General features: G+C 41.1%; 13 protein-coding genes. 10 read left to right on the forward strand and 3 right to left on the reverse strand.

What is annotated here, in order from left to right; genetic code table 11:
* Nucleotides 1–53 precede the first annotated feature (53 nt).
* The gene (locus V7K40_RS00880; RefSeq protein WP_334955937.1) at nucleotides 54–695 is read right to left on the reverse strand and encodes a helix-turn-helix domain-containing protein; all 642 of its coding nucleotides are present in this window, start codon (nucleotides 693–695) and stop codon (nucleotides 54–56) included.
* Between V7K40_RS00880 and V7K40_RS00885 the strand changes: the two genes are divergently transcribed.
* Nucleotides 676–1,002, forward strand: a complete 327-nt coding sequence (locus V7K40_RS00885) for a hypothetical protein (RefSeq protein WP_334955938.1) — start codon at nucleotides 676–678, stop codon at nucleotides 1,000–1,002. The genes V7K40_RS00880 and V7K40_RS00885 overlap by 20 nt on opposite strands.
* A gap of 41 nt (nucleotides 1,003–1,043) precedes the next feature.
* Nucleotides 1,044–1,649 carry a hypothetical protein gene (locus V7K40_RS00890; RefSeq protein ID WP_334955939.1) on the forward strand — a complete coding sequence of 202 codons (606 nt, stop codon included), beginning with the start codon at nucleotides 1,044–1,046 and terminating at the stop codon, nucleotides 1,647–1,649.
* 16 nt (nucleotides 1,650–1,665) lie between these two features.
* Here the strand turns inward: V7K40_RS00890 and V7K40_RS00895 are convergent, their stop codons facing one another.
* Together V7K40_RS00895 and V7K40_RS00900 are read right to left on the reverse strand one after the other, a co-directional pair.
* A complete protein-coding gene (locus V7K40_RS00895) occupies nucleotides 1,666–2,691 on the reverse strand; it encodes an ABC transporter permease (RefSeq protein ID WP_334955940.1) in 1,026 nt (341 codons plus the stop codon).
* A 151-nt stretch (nucleotides 2,692–2,842) separates the two neighbouring features.
* The gene (locus tag V7K40_RS00900) at nucleotides 2,843–4,495 is read right to left on the reverse strand and encodes an ABC transporter substrate-binding protein (protein ID WP_334955941.1); all 1,653 of its coding nucleotides are present in this window, start codon (nucleotides 4,493–4,495) and stop codon (nucleotides 2,843–2,845) included.
* Between the two features lie 641 nt (nucleotides 4,496–5,136).
* Between V7K40_RS00900 and V7K40_RS00905 the strand changes: the two genes are divergently transcribed.
* From V7K40_RS00905 to V7K40_RS00940, 8 genes are all read left to right on the forward strand, one after another.
* Nucleotides 5,137–5,463 (forward strand): hypothetical protein, encoded by a 327-nt coding sequence (locus tag V7K40_RS00905; protein ID WP_334955942.1) that lies wholly within the window; start codon nucleotides 5,137–5,139, stop codon nucleotides 5,461–5,463.
* A 429-nt stretch (nucleotides 5,464–5,892) separates the two neighbouring features.
* Nucleotides 5,893–7,422, forward strand: coding sequence for a photosystem II chlorophyll-binding protein CP47 (psbB, locus tag V7K40_RS00910; protein WP_334955943.1), 1,530 nt, complete (start codon nucleotides 5,893–5,895; stop codon nucleotides 7,420–7,422).
* Between the two features lie 97 nt (nucleotides 7,423–7,519).
* Nucleotides 7,520–7,627 (forward strand): photosystem II reaction center protein T, encoded by a 108-nt coding sequence (locus tag V7K40_RS00915; protein ID WP_084227385.1) that lies wholly within the window; start codon nucleotides 7,520–7,522, stop codon nucleotides 7,625–7,627.
* Nucleotides 7,628–7,922: 295 nt separating this feature from the next.
* Nucleotides 7,923–9,020, forward strand: a complete 1,098-nt coding sequence (locus V7K40_RS00920) for a 30S ribosomal protein S1 (protein WP_334955944.1) — start codon at nucleotides 7,923–7,925, stop codon at nucleotides 9,018–9,020.
* A gap of 152 nt (nucleotides 9,021–9,172) precedes the next feature.
* Nucleotides 9,173–9,907, forward strand: coding sequence for an HAD family hydrolase (locus V7K40_RS00925; RefSeq protein ID WP_334955945.1), 735 nt, complete (start codon nucleotides 9,173–9,175; stop codon nucleotides 9,905–9,907).
* An 831-nt stretch (nucleotides 9,908–10,738) separates the two neighbouring features.
* Nucleotides 10,739–11,383: a DUF4360 domain-containing protein gene (locus V7K40_RS00930; RefSeq protein WP_334955946.1), complete on the forward strand. Its 645-nt coding sequence runs from the start codon at nucleotides 10,739–10,741 to the stop codon at nucleotides 11,381–11,383.
* Nucleotides 11,384–11,916: 533 nt separating this feature from the next.
* Nucleotides 11,917–12,567, forward strand: a complete 651-nt coding sequence (locus V7K40_RS00935) for a DUF4360 domain-containing protein (RefSeq protein WP_334955947.1) — start codon at nucleotides 11,917–11,919, stop codon at nucleotides 12,565–12,567.
* Nucleotides 12,568–13,512: 945 nt separating this feature from the next.
* Complete coding sequence (locus tag V7K40_RS00940) at nucleotides 13,513–14,124, forward strand: DUF4360 domain-containing protein (protein ID WP_334955948.1); 612 nt, start codon at nucleotides 13,513–13,515, stop codon at nucleotides 14,122–14,124.
* Nucleotides 14,125–14,139: the final 15 nt, after the last annotated feature.

Raw genomic sequence — 14,139 nt, forward strand, 5'->3', positions numbered from 1 at the left:
CGAAGGCGGACTTTACCTGTGTAGCCGCGAATTCCATTCGCTGAAAAAATCTGCTACTGCTGCGAAACCCAACGGCGAAAAAGTTCTACCATAATCCGCCAGCTTCCTTGAGTTTCCTCAACGACATCATGACGCTTCAGAGTATTTAGCGCTTCCTGTAAATTGGGGTAGTTCATACCTGTAGACTGAGCCAAGACATCCAGACTTAATCCCTCTGGGTGAGGTGCAAGTAGTTGTATTATTGCCTGTTGACCCTCAGCACCCCGCGCCGCCTGACCCCAAACCCCATCAAAGTAGTAGCGTCCCCGCTGGAAAAACTCAGGGTCATTGATAACTGCTTCCACGTCTTCTATTGTGAAAACTGGGTCACGCGATCGTCTTTGCTCAAAAACAAAGTCGTTGTAGCGACGCACTAGCTGAAAACCCAGCAGTTGCACTAAATATGGTTGACCATGTGTCAAAGCATAAATTTCATCTAAAGCTTCCGGGATGTAGTCGAGGGGGAAGTCTTCATTACCTGGGTTAGCGAGAATTTGGCGAGTAGCTGCACGTTCCTGAAAGCCTACATGAATAGGAATGACGCTGGCAAAGAAGGGTTGGAAGTAATCTGCTGTCATCTCCTCCAAAGTGTGCAACCCAGCAAAGGCAAAGTTTAATAGTGATGAACCTAAAGAAGTGACAAATCGCGATCGCATACCTCTAAAAGCTGGAGATACTTTAAGATTATCAAATCTAACCTATTGCATACCATCTAAAACTCCAGTCAATCGAGTAGAAGTAAAAGGTTATCTGTTTTCCAATGGAGTTAAAAGTTATAAAGGTGGACTTTTTACTCCTAGTACCTTCCCGATTAATGCTGGTTGTCATAATATTGGTAGCTTCCAAAAAATCTGGAAGCTTGAAGCAGGACAGCACCGAGTCAATATACCTATTGTTAAGTATGTTGGCAGCAACAGAATTGTTGATGATAGTTTCTACTTTAACTTGGATGTTGGACAGTAATTTCAGTCTTCTGTTTAAAAGCAAAAGCGAGTAGTAGTTTTATGGCTTACAGCGAGTTTAATTTAGCTAAAGCAAAACAAGAATTTAGTTTAACTATATTAGAAAAGCGCGATATTTTTGCTGCTGTTCCTGAATTAGCAGCGAGTAATTTGCTTGCAGAAACACTCAATTATAACCTGGACATTGCTTTAGGTAGTAATAGTGAAAAAGCACGTTCTGAGTTAATTATTGCTCCAATTTTAGTTGATTTACGCCGACAACTACGCGAGCAAATTGGTTTATTTTCTGGGATAGATTTTACTGTCGATAATAGCAAAGGATTAAACGGCACTTGCGATTTTATTATTACTAAATCTCCAGAAGTTCTAATTTTGACAGCACCAGTAATTACAGTTGTAGAAGCGAAAAAAGAAAATATTAATGCGGGTTTGGGTCAGTGTGCAGCAGAAATGGTAGCAGCCCAAATTTTTAATCAGCAAGCTACAAGTGAGATTAAAACAATTTACGGAGCAGTCACAACTGGCAGTATTTGGCAATTCCTCAAATTACAACAACAAACATTGACCATTGATTTAAGCGAATATTATCTCAAAGATGTGAATAAAATTCTTGGTATTTTAGCCAGTGGTATTTCTCAAGAAATTTAACAAAATGTCAAACAGCTTAATACCGAATTCGGGGATCTACATAAGCATTTAAAATATCAATCAAAATACTGGCACTGACGACGATCGCACCAAAAAATACTAGCACTCCCTGGACTGTGGGATAATCGCGATCGGCGATCGCTTGATACAATCTATTCGCTAACCCAGGCCAAGAAAATGTTACTTCTGTCAAAATCGCCCCACCCAAAAGAGAGGCAAAGGTTAATCCCAAGACCGTAATTACTGGAATTAGGGCATTTTTTAAGGCATGGGAGGCTAAAATCTTATTTTCAGCAATACCTCTGGCTCTAGCTGCTTCTACATAATCTGCTTGCAAGGTTTGCTTTAAGTTCACTCGCACAATTCGCTCAAAAATCCCACTGAGCAAAATTCCCAAAGTGAGACTTGGTAGGGCAAGATGGTGCAAAGATGTGAAAAACTGGGTGAAATTTGCACCGAGTAAGCTATCAATTGTATATAATCCAGTCACAGGAGTGGGAGCCGGAAGATTAGGCGGAAAGCGGTTGGAATTGGGAAACCAACCCAGTTGGACTGAGAAAATCAACTGCAAAAGCATTCCCGCCCAAAACATGGGGAGTGCATAGGTGATGATACCAAATAAGCGCCCACCGACATCGAAATATGTTCCAGGACGAGAAGCTGAAAGAGTACCAACCGCAATTCCGATGATGAGTGCAACCGCCATACTACATACTGCTAACTCCACCGTCGCTGGGAAATATTGTCCAATGATGTCCCAAACATTCTCTCCCCGACTCAACAAAGAACTTCCCAAATCAAAGCGCAGTATGCTTCCCAAATAATTTAGGTATTGTAGCCACAGAGGAAGGTTTAAACCGAGTTGTTTTCGCAATTCTTCTTTAGCTGCTTCTGGCGCACGTCCACCGAGAATTGCATCTGCTGGATCTCCTGGTGTTGCTCTTAGTAAGAGAAATACAATGGTGATAATCGTTAATAGCTGAAGTGGTGCGAGAAGCAACCGAGAAACAATGTAATATTGTAAAGCTTTAGAGCGAGACATAAGCAATTCAAAGTTCAAAATTCAAAATTCAAAATGCAATTTTTGAAAGCATCTTGTCTATTGGCTGGATATAAATTGAATACGAAACATATTTATTTAGGAGCCAAGAGTCAAAAGTAAAAATATTGAATCTTGACTTTTTGACTCTTTACTACTTTTTAATTGTCTGGTAAATTAAAATTTGGGTAGGGTTAAGTTGTACCCTGTTCACACCTTTTTGGGCAAATACATAGTCTTTACTTTGCCATAAGGGAACGTAAGGTACATCAGAAGTTACTTGCGTTTGAATTTCTGTAAAAATTTTCTGACGTGCTTCGGGGTTTTGTTCTTTGCGTTGCTGATCAATCAGTTTATTTATAGCTTCGCTATAGTAGAATGAACCCTGAGTTTGACTACCTCCATCTTCGCATCCTTTATCAACTGAACCTTTATCACAAGCCAAAAACGGTTGGATGTAATTATCTGGGTCTAAAAAGTCTGGATACCAATCAAGTAAAGCTGCTGGATATAATCCCTTAGAAATGTCTTTAAAGAAGGCTGGCCCTTCGGCGGGGGTGACTTCAAATTGCAGGATTCCATCCATCTTGGCATCAACAAGCGATTTAAGTGTCTGTGCTGCTAAAGTACGAGTAGGCGAACTAGAAGGATACCAAATTTGTATTTTTGCGGGATTTTCTTTGGAGAAACTAGCAGTAGTTAACAATTTTTTCGCTTGATCAAAGTTAGCATCACCATACTTATCTTTAAATAATGGCTGGGAAACATTGAACGTCGTGGGAATCATACTATAAAGCGGATCTGCTTGAGCAAGCAACGCCCGCTCATTTAAAAGTGGACGGTCAATTATTGAGGCGATTGCTTGTCTTACCTCTAATTTATCTAAAGGCTTTTGATTTCGATTTAATACCAGATAACTTACTACACTACCTTCAGCTGCGATCGCTTGCCAATCCCCTTTTTTACCACCTTCTTCCAAGCTGCGATTTTGATCTGGCTGTAGCGACAGATAAGCTACATCGACTGCACCTGTACGGAAAGCATTAAACAAATTAACCGGACTAGTTTGAATTTGGAGGTTAACACCCTTGTTAGCTGGTTTTTCTCCCCAATACTTATCAAACGGATCAAATCGGATTGAATCAGTACCATACTGTCCTAATTTGTAAGGGCCAGTCCCCACAAAAATATTCGGCTTAAATTTACCAGCACCGAGTTCGTAAGCTTTTGGTGAAACTGCACACACCCCAGGAAACGCCAGTAGTGAAGGAAACGCTGCAAAGGGCTTTTTCAGCTTAATTGTTAACTCATACTCGCTTGTAGTTTTTACCGAATCTACTATATCAGCTAGTAAAAATGAGGGTTTTCCTTTATTTTCAATAAAGCGCTGGATTGTAAACGCCATTGCTTGGGCGTTGAAGGGAGTCCCATCGTGAAAAACTACTCCCTGACGTAAGGGGATGGTATAAGTTAAGCCATCTTGACTGACTTTGGGTAATGCTGTAGCTAGCTGGGGCTTAACTTCCGTGCTTCCTGGTTCGTAGGTGTAGAGGCGATCGCTCATATTAAACACCAAACCTAAGGATGCTAACTCATAAGCATCACCCGGATCAAGGGTTCTCGGCTTTGCTGTTGTACCTATAGTAATACGACCATCACCTGTAGGGCTATTTACAGACCCGGATGGTGGCGTAGTTAGCTTAGGACGAGGAGCGCAACTAACAACTAAAAATAAACATAGACAGAACAAAGATAGGAATTGTGTAATCCGACCCCACCGTTTCACGGACAAGGAAAACCAGGTCATGGCAATAATATTTTTGAGATCAGCGGTCAGTAATTTTACTACATTTGTGACTATTTTGCTGAATCTTCATAAATATAGTGGTTCTCGGTTCTCGTACCCTGCCTTAAGCCGCTACGCGTCTATGGATAGAACACACGCTTTGGTAGGCAATGCCTATGGCTAAGTATATACGTATAAAAAAACAGAACTTGCACAGCCAAGTGCGAGAAAACTTGTTCTAGATTATGACTTTGTAACCTTCTAAATCAAAAATTTCTGGCGGATGCTCAACTTCATGGTTAAGTTTATTACTACTGTGCGATTGCACTATTTGTTACAAAAAATCATTGACAAAAATACAGAAATTTACATTTGTTAAGTACTGAAAAATTTTTATTTAATTAAGATTTTAAACATTGGCTGAATTTGTCGTAAATTCATAGTAACTAGTGAATAGATTTGTTAAGCTTTGACCGTAGTCCAAGTAATGTACATTAAGACAGGAGCATGTTACTGCTTGGACATAACTATCTGTTGAGCGGTTTCTCCTAGAGATCGGCTGCATGGTTTTACTTACAAATTTAGTGTTTATACATCAGCGAAATCAAGCGATCGCGATATCGTGAACAGCAGATTGAAAGTCTAATAGTGAGACTAAGACCGTGAAGTATTTCTTTCTATCTGAGGGATGGACAGTTGCTAGAGTCTGGGCATCTGATGGACTCTGGCAAATCACTGCATGGCGACGCCAACCAGATATTCAGCGAATGAATATTTGCATAGTGGAACAAAACGAATTGCTATGGCTTTATCGAGTTGAAGAAGCCGTTTTAACCGTGGAAGTTAAACCAACAACGCCAGCAATCGCCAGTAAGACTATAGGTCAAGTAGTACTCAAGCGTTTGATGAACGCTGAACAGGTAATTGAACGCCTGGGTACGGCTGAGACGAAATGTCAACTGCAAAACATCCAATTGGTGGTTCAGTAGGATAGGCATTGGGCATTGGGGAAATACTAACTGCAACTTCTCCTCTGCCCCTGTGCCCGCTCATCTCACCTCGTCAAGAAAAGATAAGCAAATTTAATCTATGATGGGTATTGGTAGCGAAAAAACTTGGAGATGCTACGCGATCGCATCAATTTACACGCTTGCAAACAATTCCATCAATAGTTACACTTTTTAAAACATTCTCATTTTTGCTTGGCGGTGGCTACCCTACAGGGTAAACCTCCCGAAGCGAGTAAGCATTGCCAAAGCACCCATGCTGTCTGACTTATAAGACTAAGCTCTGGTAAAGCTCTGGCTCTGGCAATAACAAAAAACAACAGAGAGTTTTCTGAGTGGCGACTTTCGTTTCTCAGAATCTCAGTAAGAAAATTGCTTTGTAAACTAACTCATCGAGGAGGAGCGTAGTCAATGGGACTACCCTGGTACCGAGTACATACAGTCGTTCTGAATGATCCAGGGCGGCTGATTTCTGTACATCTGATGCACACAGCCTTAGTAGCAGGCTGGGCTGGTTCGATGGCACTCTACGAACTAGCTGTTTTTGACCCTAGCGATCCGGTTCTCAACCCGATGTGGCGTCAAGGGATGTTTGTTCTGCCCTTCATGTCACGTTTGGGCGTCACCCAATCTTGGGGTGGTTGGAACGTTACTGGTGGTCCAGCAACTGATCCTGGCTTCTGGTCATTTGAAGGCGTTGCTGCGGCTCACATTGTTCTTTCGGGTCTTTTGTTCCTAGCCGCCGTATGGCACTGGGTTTACTGGGATTTGGAACTCTTTAGAGACCCCCGCACTGGTGAACCCGCCCTAGACTTGCCAAAAATGTTTGGCATTCACCTGTTCTTATCTGGTCTACTTTGTTTTGGATTTGGTGCTTTTCACGTCACCGGACTATTTGGGCCGGGGATTTGGGTTTCTGACGCTTATGGTATAACAGGGGCTGCCCAGGGGGTAGCACCGGAATGGGGCCCAGATGGTTTTAACCCATATAACCCTGGTGGCATTGCGGCTCACCACATTGCTGCTGGCGTTGTTGGTATTATTGCAGGCTTATTCCACCTCACAGTTAGACCCCCCGAACGGCTCTACAAAGCCCTGCGGATGGGGAACATTGAAACAGTACTTTCTAGCAGTATTGCAGCAGTCTTCTTTGCTGCTTTCGTTGTTGCTGGTACTATGTGGTACGGTAACGCCGCCACTCCCATCGAATTATTTGGCCCTACACGCTACCAATGGGATCAGAATTACTTCCGTCAAGAAATTCAGCGTCGCGTCCAAACAAACGTTGCCCAAGGTGTAACCCTTGAACAAGCTTGGTCGGCGATTCCCGAAAAGCTGGCTTTCTATGATTACGTCGGTAATAGCCCCGCTAAAGGCGGTCTATTCCGTACAGGGCCTATGGTCAAGGGTGATGGCATTGCCCAGTCTTGGCAAGGTCACGGCGTATTCAAAGATTCTGAAGGACGGGAATTGACCGTGCGTCGTCTCCCTAACTTCTTTGAAACCTTCCCAGTGATTTTGACCGATGCAGATGGAATTGTCCGCGCTGACATTCCCTTCCGTCGGGCAGAATCTAAGTACAGCTTTGAGCAATCTGGTGTCACTGTCAGTTTCTACGGTGGTGATCTAAACGGTAAGACCTTTACAGAACCAGCTGATGTGAAGAAGTATGCCCGTAAGGCTCAAGGCGGTGAAATCTTTGAATTTGACCGGGAAACCTTGAACTCTGATGGTGTATTCCGTACCAGCCCTAGAGGTTGGTTTACCTTTGGACACGCCGTATTTGCTCTGTTGTTCTTCTTTGGTCATCTCTGGCATGGTGCTCGGACAATCTACCGAGACGTGTTTGCTGGTGTTGATGCGGATCTAGAAGAGCAAGTTGAGTGGGGTCTGTTCCAGAAAGTGGGTGACAAATCAACCCGCCGCAAGGAAGCCCTTTAATTTCAGTGCTGAGTTATGAGTCCACAGTTGGGAGTTAAGGCTCTGACTCAGCACTAAAAACTTTAATTACTGGCTCGATAGGCAGGAACTTATAAATATGGAAAGCGTTGCGTACATCTTGATTTTTACTCTGTGTATAGGTACTCTCTTCTTTGCGATCGCATTTCGCGAACCACCTCGCTTTGAGAAACCAAAAGATAAGTAGAACCTATTACCAGACCTTGAAGCGGATTTAATGTTAGTATCCGTTGTTACTAATTGTGGTAGCAACGGATATTATTGTTTTTGTCCTTTGTTGGTTTTAACTACTAAGTAAATGACCAACCATTTTAATATTGTGATATAATTCCCAATCTTGGGAGTAGATATGTGTTAATACTAGCTTTTCTGCGCTAGGATGAAAAAGGATGTGTTATGTAAGCTGCCATAAAACTGCTTGTATAACATAATCGAACTTGTGGCACAACCTTTACGGAGACTAGAACCGGGAACAAATAAGCATGGTCAATCAGAATTTAACCGCTACAGAAATTGGATTCACTCACGAAGATTTCGCTGCTCTACTTGACAAATACGACTATCATTTTAGCCCTGGTGATGTTGTCCCAGGAACAGTTTTCAGTATAGAGCCGCGCGGCGCTCTGATTGACATTGGTGCTAAAACCGCAGCATATATACCTATACAAGAAATGTCTATTAACCGGGTAGATAGCCCGGAAGAAGTCTTACAGTCAAATGAAACGCGGGAATTTTTCATTCTTACCGATGAAAACGAAGATGGTCAATTAACTCTTTCCATTCGCCGTATTGAATATATGCGGGCTTGGGAGCGCGTGCGACAGCTGCAAGCAGAAGATGCTACTGTCCGTTCTGGTGTGTTTGCAACCAATCGCGGCGGAGCATTAGTACGGATTGAGGGATTACGTGGCTTTATCCCTGGTTCCCACATCAGTACCCGCAAACCTAAAGAAGAATTGGTAGGCGAAGATCTGCCATTGAAATTCTTAGAGGTGGACGAAGAACGTAACCGCCTAGTTCTATCTCACCGTCGGGCGCTGGTTGAGCGGAAGATGAACCGCTTAGAAGTTGGTGAAGTAGTAATTGGTACAGTTCGTGGCATCAAACCCTACGGTGCTTTCATCGACATTGGCGGCGTCAGTGGCCTACTGCACATTTCTGAGATTTCCCACGAACATATTGATACACCTCATAGCGTGTTCAATGTCAATGATGAAGTGAAAGTTATGATCATTGACTTGGATGCAGAAAGGGGCCGGATTTCCCTATCTACCAAGCAGCTAGAACCCGAACCCGGAGACATGATTAAAAACCGGGATTTGGTCTACGATAAGGCAGAAGAAATGGCTGCTAAGTATCGTGAACAGCTCTTAGCCAAGCAACAAGGTACTACTGCTGCGCCTGCTGCAACTGTGGAAGGTGTTGCAGAAGAAGATATTCCACCAGCTGCAGAACTTGAAGAAGAGATTCCACCAGCGATGGAAACTGAAGAGGAAATTCCAACAGTTGCAGAAATTGAAGAAGAGATTCCATCAGCGACGGAAACTGAAGAGGAAATTCCAGCAGCGATTGAACAATAATACATTTATAGTTTTACTTGTCTTTAAGTAAGAGTATTAAATCATTATATAAAGAGGGTTTTTCCCTCTTTTTTTATGTGGAGAATTGGCCAAAGTTAGGAATAAAAACTCATAACTGATAACTCATAACTAAATAAGTGAGGTGAAATATTATGGCAAATATTAAATGTGGAAACGTCACTTTTGATAATATCCAGGCAATTTTATTTGACAAAAATGGTACATTGGAAGATTCTGAAACATATTTGCGATCGCTTGCACAAAGAGCAGCGAGGTTGATAGACGCTCAAGTTCCCGGTATTGGGGAACCGCTATTAATGGCATTTGGCGTCAATGGTAGTAGCCTAAATCCAGCGGGTTTGATAGCGGTGGCGAGTCGCCGCGAAACAGAAGTTGCATGTGCGGCATATATTGCCGAAACTGGAAGAGGATGGTTTGAGTCCTTAAAAATAGCCCGTCAAGCTTTGGATGAAGCGGAGAAATACATTGAACAAACTCCTTCACCGCTGTTTGTGGGTAGCTTAGACTTATTGAAATACCTACGGGAAGCGGGTTTGAAACTTGGCATCCTCTCAGCTGCGACAACTAATGAAGTACATAACTTTGTAGCGAATCACCAATTAAATAATTATATCCAATTGGAAATGGGAGTAGATGAGGGGCCCAGTAAACCAGATCCAGTACTATTTTTGCAAGCTTGTCAAGCCTTGGAAGTGGAACCAGGCGCGACATTGATGGTGGGTGATTCAGTTGGTGATATGCAAATGGCGCGTAATGCTAAAGCCGCAGGTTGTATTGGTATCACTTGGGTGGGTAAGTCGGATAACGTCCGAGGTGCGGATGTAGTGATTAATCAACTTGATGAAATCCAGATTTTAGAAGATTAGTTTACCTTTAGCGATGCCATATAGCCCTTGAGAGGATCTTAGGTAAAAGCAATGTCTGACAACACCGATACTCGTAAGCGTAGCGAAGCAGGAGCGTCTGACTCGCTAACGGGTTCGCAGTCGCCTGAGGCCACTTGAGAGCAGTTGCTACAACAGGGGGAACCCATGCGACTCACTGCCTCCTCCACTTAGACCCTCTCCAAGTGGAGCAAGTAGCTCCGGAGGGAAACCCTACCAAGAGCGCTGTCTCACCGCTACGCGTCTACGTACTTTCTCGCAATAATTTGTCACAATTTACATTATCTATGTCTTTAGATAGATATAATATATTTCTCAGATGTCTTACTATTTTTTCGAGACTTCTAACAAAGGCAATTCTCAGTGGAAGAATTCAGAAGTCAGAATTCAGGAGTCAAAATAAATTAATGGGGGATTAAGACTCGCCTATTTATTCTTTACTACTAAATCTTCTCCTTTGGAGACGCTATGCGAACGATTTAGTCGGGGTCTTAAACCTATTTATTAAAATGTTCCCGGACTCGCTACCGTCAGCTGTACAGAATTAAATTCTAAATTCTGAACTTTAACTCCTGAATTCTTGTCTGATAAGTGAAATACGCTGATAAATAATTTCAGAACCAGAAATTGATTATTTTATCCTATTTCTGTCTGATTTAATCAGAGCGTATTGCACACAATTAATAACTGCTAAAAGTCCCCAAAGCCCAAACAGGCTGCTGGGTAAAATTCCTTTGTGTAGAAGTATCTTAGGAATTTTAAGTTGCAGCTAATGTCCACAGGAAATTACACGTTTTTGCGGAGTCCAAAAATATGAAGATTTTAACTGGTCTGATTTCCACCTTGACGTTAGTGAGTTTAAATGTTGTAGGTTTATCTCAGGTACAGGCTCAAACACAAGAAGGATTTACGTTTCAAAAAGTTCCAGTAACTCTTTTCGGAAATGGTTGCCCAAAGGGAACAGCAGAAGGAATTTTGGTTGGAGATACTCTTTCAATAACATTTTCAGAATTTGAAGCTAAAGCTGAACCTCCTAAGGTTGTATCAGCATCCTGCAATCTGCGGATCGGTCTGAATGTGCCTTCTGGAATAAACGTTCAGCCGATTAACGTCAAGTATCTTGGCTTTGCAGATGTGCCTACAGGAGGCAGTGCAAACCTGAATGTTAGAATACTATTTCAAGGTCAAATAGTTCCAACTACCAATAATCCAAACGCAACATTTAACACTGGCTTCTCAGATGTTTGGAACAAAGATGTAGGTATTACATTAGGCACAATAAATGCATGCAAGAATCCAGTGAGTTCGATTTTTGGTATTAATACAAATCTGACGGCAAAAGCTACAAATGTATCAACTAAACCTAAAGGTCTAGAAACCCAAGTCCGAATTGATACAATCGACATAACAATCGGCCCTGTATTGTTCCAAATCAAATTTGCTTTTACTCCTTGTTAGGTTTTTTAAATGCATAATCTGCATTTAATTTTTCACAAAAGGTGATGCCTCTAAGAGAATGTTTTAAAAGTCCTGGAAGGTATAATTTTACTGTTCTGGCTTAGGTCAACTGAGACGAAAAAATAAGGTTTCAGCGATGTACTGAGATAATTCACTGTGCTTTATCATGAGAGCAAAATACCCTTTTAAAACATCCTCTCAAGTTGCTTTTCCAAACTTCTCCAAAGATTTCTTCCAATCGCTCTAAAGGAATCTTTGGCTCTCTGTTTTGAAAAATAATATTGGCAACAAAATGGCAATTCTTAAGTAAATGAAATACGCTAATAAATAATTTCAAAGGCAAAAATTGATTGTTTTATCCTATTTCTGTCTGTTTTAGCCAGAGCGTATTGCAGACAATTAAGAGCTGCTATAAGTTCCCAAACACCAAAGAGGCTGGTGGTTAAAATTCTTTTGTGTAGAAGGGTCTTAGGGAATTTTAAGTTGCAGTTAATTTGTACAGAAAATTACACGTTTTCGCGGAGTCTAACAATATGAAAATTTTAACTGGCATTATTTCTAGCTTGACCCTACTGAGTTTAAATGTTGTGGATTTATCTCAGGTACAGGCTCAAACAGAAGGATTTACGTTTCAAAATGTTCCAGTAAGTCTTTCGGGAAATGGTTGCCCAAAAGGAACAGTACAGGGAGTTTTGAATGGAGACACCCTTTCAATAACATTTTCTGAATTTGAAGTTAAAGCTTCACGTCCTAATGTTGTATCAAAATCTTGCAATCTGCGGATCGGTCTGAATGTACCTTCTGGATTTAACGTTCAGCCAATTAACGTCAAGTATCTTGGCTTTGCAGATGTGCCTAAAGGAGGCACTGCTGACCTGAACGTGAAACTACTCTTTCAAGGTCAACTAATTCCAACCGACGATAATCCAAACCGAACGTTTCTGGCTAGTTTCTCAGATGTTTGGAGCAAAGATGTAGGTGTTACATTAGGTACAATAAATGCGTGTAAGAACCCGGTGAGTTCGGTTTTTGGTATTAATTCAACTCTGACGGCAAGAGCTTCAGGTGTACCAAGTAAACCTAAAGGTCTAGAAACCCAAATTCGAATTGATACAATTGACACAACAATTGGACCTGTATTGTTCCAAATCAAGTTTGCTTTTAATTCTTGTGAAACTACCTGATAAATCTAATGAAATCACAATTGACAAAACATATGTCTTTGGATAGGTAAAATATATTTATCAGTGATTTAGAGTTTATCCAAGACTTCTTGTAAGGGCGAATTCTCTATTGAAGAAAAATTCAGGAGTAAGAATTCAGGAGTCAGAATAAATTACCGGAGGGTTTAGAGTCGGCATTTTATTGAGCACTGAATAGTTTGCGTAGCGTCTCAAAAGGAGAAGAATTAGTGGGGATTTTAAGCTCATTAATTCAGACGCTCTCTACCAGAGTCCCTGGGCGTAGCTTCTTTAATAGCGGGAGTACATACACTACCTACTGTTGCTCTATCTATCCCCCAGTTGTACAGAATTCAATTCTGAATTCTTAAGTCCTGACTCCTAAATTATTTTCTGATAAGTCAAATACACTGATAAATAATTTTCAAGTCAGAAATTGATTTTTTATCCTATTTCTGTCTCCATTAACCAAAGCCTATTGCACATATTTAGTTTTTGACTGTCAAGAAGTTCTAACTATCGATAATCTAAATACAAGGTTTGAGTCTGGCTTATCAGCTACTTGGAGCAAAGATATAGCTATTGTATTAGGCATAATAAATGCATGTCAAAACCCAGTCAGTTCGATTTTTGGTATTAATACAAATCTGGCGGCAAGAGCTAGACATATACTTGAAAATCAAGAAACAAAAATTTGAATTGATAAAATCGACACAGCAATCAGTTCTATATTGTTCCCAATAAAATTGGCTTTTAATCCTTGTTAGGTTTTTTAAATGCATAGTCAATTTTGCATTTAATTTTTCACAAAAGCTGAACTTCTAAACCTGCTTTAGCAACTTCTCGAAAGATTTCTTTTAATCACTTAAAAGAAATTTTTGACTATGTGTCTTCAGACATAGTATTAACAACAAACCTGATAAGCTCTCCTTATTTGAGATGAAAAATATGAAAGTTTTAAGTGCTGTTATTCCCAGTTTGACGCTACTGAGTTTCAATGTTGTGGGTTTATCTCAGGTACAGGCTCAAACACAAGGATTTCAATTTGAAAACGTTCCAGTGACTGTTTTCGGAAATGGCTGTCCGTCAGGAAATGCCCAAACAAATTTGAAAGGAGATACTCTGTTTGTAACTTTACCTCAATTTCAGGCTCTAGCTGTATCTCCTAAGGTTGTATCAAAATCTTGCAATCTGAGAATTGGGCTTAATGTGCCTAAGGGGTACAGAGTTAAGCCCATTAATATCAAGTATGTTGGCTTTGCAAATGTGCCTAAGGGAGGCAGTGCTGACTTAAGAGTTAGATTAGTGTTTCAAGGGAAAAATGTTCCAAATTCTAGTAATGATCCAAACGCAAACTTCCCGTCTGGCTTTTCACAAGGATGGCAAAAAAATGTAGCTATTACACCAGATGCAATAGACGCGTGTGCTAACCCAGTGAATTCGGTTTTCGGCATCAACACAACTTTGATAGCGCGTGCCAGAGATGCAGCTGCGGGGCAGGAAACCAAAATTAGAATTGATCAGGGCTATCAAATTAAGTTTACTTTTACTCGTTGTTAGTAGGGGCAAATATAG

The organism is Nostoc sp. (assembly GCF_036917195.1).
Classification (GTDB): Bacteria; Cyanobacteriota; Cyanobacteriia; order Cyanobacteriales; family Nostocaceae; genus Nostoc.

Bases quoted from the DNA above. Each gene is read 5' to 3' on its own strand.
- V7K40_RS00880 (WP_334955937.1), bottom strand. From the start codon at position 695: ATGCGATCGCGATTTGTCACTTCTTTAGGTTCATCACTATTAAACTTT.
- V7K40_RS00890 (WP_334955939.1), top strand. From the start codon at position 1,044: ATGGCTTACAGCGAGTTTAATTTAGCTAAAGCAAAACAAGAATTTAGT.
- V7K40_RS00895 (WP_334955940.1), bottom strand. From the start codon at position 2,691: ATGTCTCGCTCTAAAGCTTTACAATATTACATTGTTTCTCGGTTGCTT.
- V7K40_RS00900 (WP_334955941.1), bottom strand. From the start codon at position 4,495: ATGACCTGGTTTTCCTTGTCCGTGAAACGGTGGGGTCGGATTACACAA.
- psbB (WP_334955943.1), top strand. From the start codon at position 5,893: ATGGGACTACCCTGGTACCGAGTACATACAGTCGTTCTGAATGATCCA.
- V7K40_RS00915 (WP_084227385.1), top strand. From the start codon at position 7,520: ATGGAAAGCGTTGCGTACATCTTGATTTTTACTCTGTGTATAGGTACT.
- V7K40_RS00920 (WP_334955944.1), top strand. From the start codon at position 7,923: ATGGTCAATCAGAATTTAACCGCTACAGAAATTGGATTCACTCACGAA.
- V7K40_RS00925 (WP_334955945.1), top strand. From the start codon at position 9,173: ATGGCAAATATTAAATGTGGAAACGTCACTTTTGATAATATCCAGGCA.
- V7K40_RS00930 (WP_334955946.1), top strand. From the start codon at position 10,739: ATGAAGATTTTAACTGGTCTGATTTCCACCTTGACGTTAGTGAGTTTA.
- V7K40_RS00935 (WP_334955947.1), top strand. From the start codon at position 11,917: ATGAAAATTTTAACTGGCATTATTTCTAGCTTGACCCTACTGAGTTTA.
- V7K40_RS00940 (WP_334955948.1), top strand. From the start codon at position 13,513: ATGAAAGTTTTAAGTGCTGTTATTCCCAGTTTGACGCTACTGAGTTTC.